Annotated in this window: 6 protein-coding genes; 2 read left to right on the plus strand and 4 right to left on the minus strand. The window is 74.9% G+C overall.

What is annotated here, in order from left to right; all coding sequences use genetic code 11:
• Positions 1–47 precede the first annotated feature (47 nt).
• Positions 48–1,589 (minus strand): GTPase HflX, encoded by a 1,542-nt coding sequence (hflX, locus tag ACFWEJ_RS26535; protein WP_377232169.1) that lies wholly within the window; start codon positions 1,587–1,589, stop codon positions 48–50.
• A 185-nt stretch (positions 1,590–1,774) separates the two neighbouring features.
• On the opposite strand from hflX, the gene ACFWEJ_RS26540 reads away from it, so the two are divergent.
• A complete protein-coding gene (locus tag ACFWEJ_RS26540; RefSeq protein WP_377232170.1) occupies positions 1,775–2,359 on the plus strand; it encodes a hypothetical protein in 585 nt (194 codons plus the stop codon).
• 53 nt (positions 2,360–2,412) lie between these two features.
• Here the strand turns inward: ACFWEJ_RS26540 and ACFWEJ_RS26545 are convergent, their stop codons facing one another.
• The gene (locus tag ACFWEJ_RS26545) at positions 2,413–2,997 is read right to left on the minus strand and encodes a GNAT family N-acetyltransferase (RefSeq protein WP_377232171.1); all 585 of its coding nucleotides are present in this window, start codon (positions 2,995–2,997) and stop codon (positions 2,413–2,415) included.
• 52 nt (positions 2,998–3,049) lie between these two features.
• On the opposite strand from ACFWEJ_RS26545, the gene ACFWEJ_RS26550 reads away from it, so the two are divergent.
• Positions 3,050–3,649 carry a class I SAM-dependent methyltransferase gene (locus ACFWEJ_RS26550; RefSeq protein WP_377232172.1) on the plus strand — a complete coding sequence of 200 codons (600 nt, stop codon included), beginning with the start codon at positions 3,050–3,052 and terminating at the stop codon, positions 3,647–3,649.
• Between the two features lie 62 nt (positions 3,650–3,711).
• On the opposite strand, the gene dapF is transcribed toward ACFWEJ_RS26550, so the two are convergent.
• Both dapF and miaA read right to left on the minus strand, forming a co-directional pair.
• A complete protein-coding gene (gene dapF / locus ACFWEJ_RS26555) occupies positions 3,712–4,677 on the minus strand; it encodes a diaminopimelate epimerase (protein ID WP_377232173.1) in 966 nt (321 codons plus the stop codon).
• Entirely contained in the window at positions 4,674–5,702 is a 1,029-nt protein-coding gene (gene miaA, locus ACFWEJ_RS26560; RefSeq protein ID WP_377232174.1) for a tRNA (adenosine(37)-N6)-dimethylallyltransferase MiaA, read from the minus strand. Before miaA ends, dapF begins: the two co-directional genes overlap by 4 nt.
• Between the last annotated feature and the right edge of the window lie 154 nt (positions 5,703–5,856).

Consider the following 5,856-nt stretch of genomic DNA (forward strand, 5'->3'; position numbering starts at 1 on the left):
GCCTCGGAGTGCGCCTTGAGGTCGTAGTCGGTGCGGTTGGCCACGGGTCAGTGCGCCACGGCGACCTGACGCAGCTCGGTGGCGAGCTGCTCGTCCACCCGGCCGCGCAGGTGCGTGCCGGCGGCGACGTGCTCGGTGAGCTCGATGTCACCGTGCTCGTGCACCCGGTGCACCAGGTCGCCCCGCTCGTACGGGACCACCAGGTCGACGTGCACGCCGGGCCGCGGCAGCTCGGCCGCGATCCGGGCACGCAGCTCGGCGATCCCCTCGCCGGAGTGCGCGGAGACGACGGCGGTGTGCCGCTCGCGCCGCTGGATCCGGCCGACGACCGTCGGGTCGGCGACGTCGGCCTTGTTCAGCACCACGATCTCGTGGACGTTCTCGAACGCCGGGATCTCGGACAGCACCTCGCGGACCGCCGCGATCTGCCCCTCCGGGTCCGGGTGGGACGCGTCGACCACGTGCAGCAGGATGTCGGCGTCGCCGACCTCCTCCAGCGTGGACCGGAACGCCTCGACGAGCTGGTGCGGGAGGTGCCGCACGAACCCGACCGTGTCGGTGAACGTGTAGACGCGGCCGTCCTCCGTCTTCGTCCGCCGGACCGTCGGGTCCAGCGTGGCGAACAGCGCGTTCTGCACCAGCACGCCCGCGCCGGTCAGCGCGTTGAGCAGCGACGACTTGCCGGCGTTGGTGTAGCCCGCGATCGCGACCGCGGGGATCGCGTTCCGCTTGCGGCTCAGCCGCTTGGTCTCGCGCGCCGGCTTCATCGCGACGATCTCGCGCCGCAGCTTGGCCATCCGGTCGCGGATGCGCCGCCGGTCCAGCTCGATCTTGGTCTCACCGGGGCCGCGCGAGCCCATGCCGGCCCCCGCGCCGCCCACCTGGCCACCGGCCTGGCGGGACATCGACTCGCCCCAGCCGCGCAGGCGCGGCAGGAGGTACTCGAGCTGGGCGAGCTCGACCTGGGCCTTGCCCTCACGGGACTTCGCGTGCTGCGCGAAGATGTCCAGGATCAGGGCCGTGCGGTCGACGACCTTGACCTTGACCACGTCCTCCAGCGCACGGCGCTGGGACGGGGCGAGCTCACTGTCGACGATCACGGTGTCGGCGCCGGTCGCCAGGACCACCTGGGCCAGCTCCAGCGCCTTGCCGGAACCGAGGTACGTGCCGGGGTCGGGCTTCTGCCGTCGCTGCAGCAGGCCGTCCAGCACCTGGGAACCGGCGGTCTCGGCCAGCGCGGCGAGCTCGCGCAGCGAGATCTCCGCGTCGCGGGCCGCGTGCTCGCCGCCCGAGAACAGGCCGACGAGCACCACCTTCTCCAGGCGAAGCTGCCGGTACTCGACCTCGGTGACGTCCTCGAGCTCGGTCGACAGGCCGGCCACACGACGCAGCGCGGTGCGCTCCTCGAGGTCCAGCTGGTCGCCGTCGGCCACGGTGTGCACCGTTCCGCCGTCGGCACGTGCGGTCCCCGCCCGAGCGAGAACCCGTGCCACGACATCGTTCGCGATCGCCTGGGCGTCTGCCTGGGCCGCGCGGAGTTCGGGCGTCTCCTCTGCGGGGAGCTCGGGCTCTGTCGGGGTGTGGGTCATGTACTACCTAACTCTCGATGGTTCGTGCTCGTTACAACAAGTTTCCCACGCCTGAAAGTCCCGCGGCTATGTCTTTCCCCAACCCGCTGCCGTGGCGATCGCGCCTGTGGACAACCAGCACGAGCCGACGGCAGCCGCTGAGACTGTGAGGACGACGACCACCACACGCAGGGGACGGTACGACCATGCCCGAAGAGCTCGAGGGACCCGACCGGACGGGCCGCCCGTGGACCGACGAGGAGACCGCGCGGATCGTGGCCCTGGTGCGCGACGGCGCGGACGGGCACACCGTCATAGCCAGTTCCAGACGGAGCGGCCCCTCGGTGGTGAGCCGCATGCGGCGGATGCTGCCCCTGGAGCACCGCTCGTGCCCTACCGACATGGTCGTTCCCGCCCTGCGCGGCCACCTGCGCGACCCGGACTACGACTGGCGGGCGACGATGCTCCTGACGCCGCCCCCGCGGCCGGTGGTCCGCTCCCCCGACATCGTGCGGACCGGCGTGGCCGGGCTGGCCGACGGCGACCTCGTCGGCATCGCGCACAGCGTCCTGCTCGACGACCGGGCCAGCACCGCCGACCTGCGCGAGCGCCTCGTCGCCGAGGTCCGGGAGCGCGGGCTCGGCCGGGACGTCGTCGACGCCCACGAGACCTACCTGACGACGCTCAGGGAGCCGGCCGCCATCCGGGACCTCGACGAGTGGGTCCACCGCTGGTCCGAAGCGGTAGGGCTCGGCGTGAGCCGGTTCCCGGACTACCCGCCGTGGGGGTGAGGCGGCGCTGGTGGGCCGGGGGCGTGGCCGGCGGTTGCGGCGCCGGCGGCGGTTCAGAAAACGAGCCGCATGACCCGACGCCGCTTGGTCGGCCGGCTGACCTCCGTCAGCCCCGCCGCCGCGAACGGCCCGGGCGTGCCCACGTTGACCTCGCCCCAGGTGATCTGCTGCCCCGGGTCCGGGACGATGGGGTAGCCCTCGACCGCCTGCGCGCCGCGCTCGCGCGCGTGCTCGACGGCGGCCGCCGCGAGGCCGTACATCAGGCCCTGCTTGCGGTAGCCGGCGCGCACGGCGAAGCACGTGACGGCCCACACGCCGGCGTCGTCCTTGTCCTCGTGCCGGCCCGCCCACGGGACCTGGCTGCCGCGGTAGCGGACGAACTCGGTGCGGGGCGCCACCGCGACCCAGCCGGCCGGCTCGCCGTCGACGTAGCCGAGCAGGGCGCCCGACGTCGGCGCCCCCGGGGGCGGGTCGAGCTGCTCCCGCAGCGTGTGCGTGCGCTCCTCGACCGGCATGTACCACCAGGCGCGGTCGCCCAGCCGGATGCGCTGGCACTGGCAGTGGTGGGCGCCGCCGCGCGTGCCGAACACGGTCTGCACGTCGTCCCACCGCTCCACGGTGGCCTCGGCGATCTCCATGCCCGCAGGCTGGCACCGGTCGCCACGGGCGGCAACCGCCTAGGATCGTCCGGTGTCCAGCGACCACTACTTCACCGCACAGCCCGCCTCGGACGACGAGCGCCGCACCCGGACCGTCCGCCTCGCCGGCCGCGCCCTGGAGGTCGAGGTGGCGGCCGGCGTCTTCTCCCCCGGCGGGCTCGACAAGGGCACCGCGGTGCTGCTGGACCACGTGCCCGCGCCCCCGGCCACGGGCGACCTGCTCGACCTGGGCTGCGGGTGGGGGCCCATCACGATCAGCCTGGCGCTGGCGGCGCCGGAGGCCACGGTCTGGGCGGTCGACGTCAACGAGCGCGCGCTCGACCTGGTGCGGCGCAACGCCGAGCGGCTGGGTCTGGAGAACGTCCGGGCGGCCCTGCCCGACGACGTGCCCGACGACGTGCGGTTCGCCGCCTGCTGGTCCAACCCGCCGATCCGCGTGGGCAAGGAGGCGCTGCACGAGCTCCTGACGCGCTGGCTGCCCCGGCTGGAGCCGGACGCGGTGGCCTGGCTCGTGGTGCAGAAGAACCTGGGTTCCGACTCACTGGCCCGCTGGATCACCGAGGCGCTGGGGCTCCCGGTCGAGCGGACGACGTCGTCCAAGGGCTTCCGGGTGCTCCGCGTCGCGGGCTGACCTGTCCCCAGCCGCACGGGTCAGACGTACAGGTCACCCCAGGGACCTGCACGTCTGACACGTCAGAGGGAGACCTGGCCCGAGTAGACCAGCTCGGCCGGGCCCGCGAGCTCGACGTTGCCGCCCGGCAGCACGCGCACGCGCACCTCGCCGCCCGGCACCTCGACGATCCACGTGTCGGGGGCGCCGGCGCCGGACGAGCCGCCCTGCCAGGTCCGCACCGCGAGCGCCGCCGCGCAGGCGCCGGTGCCGCAGGACGGCGTCTCGCCCACCCCGCGCTCGTGCACGCGCATGCGCAGGCGCCCGACGACGCCGTCGGGCCCCTCCTCCTCGCCCAGCGGCACCACGAGCTCGACGTTGGTGCCGTGCGGCGGCACGGGGGCGACCTCGGGGGCGTGGAAGAGCTCCAGCGAGGCGAGCTCCTCGACGCTCGCGAGGGCGACGACGGTGTGCGGGTTGCCGAGGTCGACGCTCAGGGCGGGCCGGGGCGCAGTCCAGCCGCGAACCGCCACCGCGGCGTCGTAGCCGTCGGCCGCCGCGGACTCGCCGCCGGGCAGGAACCAGCGGCCCATGTCGACGGCGTACCAGCCGTTCGCCTCCTTGGTCACGCGCTTGACGCCGGCGCGCGTACCGAGGCTGAGCGGGCCGGCGGAGAGGTCGGCGAGGCCCTCCTGCTCGGCGAACGCGGCGAAGACGCGCACGCCGTTGCCGCACATCTCGGCCACGGAGCCGTCGGCGTTCCGGTAGTCCATGAACCACTCGGCCGTGGGGTCCTGCGCGAGGGCGGCCTGGGCGGCCTCCTCGCCCGCGCTCGCGAGGGCAGCGGTGGGCGCGAGCCGGATCACGCCGTCGCCGCCGATCCCGGCACGGCGGTCGGCGAGCCGGCGCACGTCGGCGGGGGTCAGGTCGAGCAGCCCCTGCGGGTCCGCGATCAGCACGAAGTCGTTCTGCGTGCCGTGGCCCTTGGTGAAGGCGAGGGTCCCGGGGGTCGGGACGGAGGGCACGGGGCTGGTCGCGGGCTGCGTCATGACCCCAGGCTACGGCGCACCGGCTCGGTCCCGGCAACCGCCAAGGTCCCGGCGTCGGCGGCGGCCACGACGGCGAGGGCGTCGTCCAGCAGGTGGGGCGAGGCCGCGTCGAGCCAGTGCACGCGCGGGTCGCGGCCGAACCAGCCCATCTGCTTGCGCGCGAGGCGCCGGGTGTTCGCGGTGACGGCCTCCCTGGCCTCGGCCTCGGTGGACTCGCCGCGCCACCAGGCGAGCACCTCGGCGTAGCCGACGGCGCGCGCGGCGGTGACGCCGAGCCCGGTTCCGGTGCCGCCCTGCTCCGGGCTCGCCAGGCCGCGCACCTCCTCGACCAGGCCGCCGTCCCACATCCGGTCGACGCGGCTCCCGACCCGCGCGTCGAGCACCTCGCGCGAGCAGTCCAGCCCGATCTGCACCGCGGGGCGCACGTACTCCTGACGCGGCAGGTTGGCCGTGTAGGGGAGCCCGGTGATCTCGATGACCTCCAGCGCCCGCACGATGCGGCGGGTGTTGTGCGGCCCGATGCTCTCGGCGGCCAGGGGGTCCAGCCGCGCCAGCTCGGCGTGCAGGGCGCGCCGCCCCTCGGTCTCGGCCCGCGCCTCGAGCCGCTCCCGGACGGCCGGATCCGTCCCGGGGAAGTCCATCTGGTCCAGCAGCGCTCGCACGTACAGGCCCGAGCCGCCGACGACGACGGCGCGGGCGCCGCGGCCGGCGATCGCGTCCAGGTCGGCGCGCGCGGCCTGCTGGTAGCGCGCCACGGACGCGTCCTGCGCCGGGTCCAGCACGTCGAGCTGGTGGTGCACGATCCCGCGCCGCTCGGCCGGCGGGACCTTGGCGGTGCCGACGTCCATGCCGCGGTAGAGCTGGAAGGCGTCGGCGTTCACGATCTCGCCCGCCACGGCGCCGGACGCGGCGCCCGATGCGGCTCCGGGCACGGCGCCGGGCGCGGCGCCCAGCGCCTCGGCCAGGTCGAGCGCGAGGTCCGACTTCCCGGTGGCGGTGGGGCCCACGACGGCGACGACTATCACCGGGCAACCTTACGGGCGGGTGGCGCCGAGGACGACAGCGCCGCCGGCCCCACCGGACGCGGCGGTTCGGCTGCCCCTGACGCGGGGCCCGCGCGGTCGGCAGTCTGCCCCGCAGGGTCGGCAGTTTGCGTCGAGGTCGGCACAGGCCCGTGCC

Origin of the sequence: Promicromonospora sp. NPDC060204, assembly GCF_042728455.1 — a bacterium.
GTDB lineage: Bacteria > Actinomycetota > Actinomycetes > Actinomycetales > Cellulomonadaceae > Promicromonospora.

Bases quoted from the DNA above. Each gene is read 5' to 3' on its own strand.
- hflX (WP_377232169.1), bottom strand. From the start codon at position 1,589: ATGACCCACACCCCGACAGAGCCCGAGCTCCCCGCAGAGGAGACGCCC.
- ACFWEJ_RS26540 (WP_377232170.1), top strand. From the start codon at position 1,775: ATGCCCGAAGAGCTCGAGGGACCCGACCGGACGGGCCGCCCGTGGACC.
- ACFWEJ_RS26545 (WP_377232171.1), bottom strand. From the start codon at position 2,997: ATGGAGATCGCCGAGGCCACCGTGGAGCGGTGGGACGACGTGCAGACC.
- dapF (WP_377232173.1), bottom strand. From the start codon at position 4,677: ATGACGCAGCCCGCGACCAGCCCCGTGCCCTCCGTCCCGACCCCCGGG.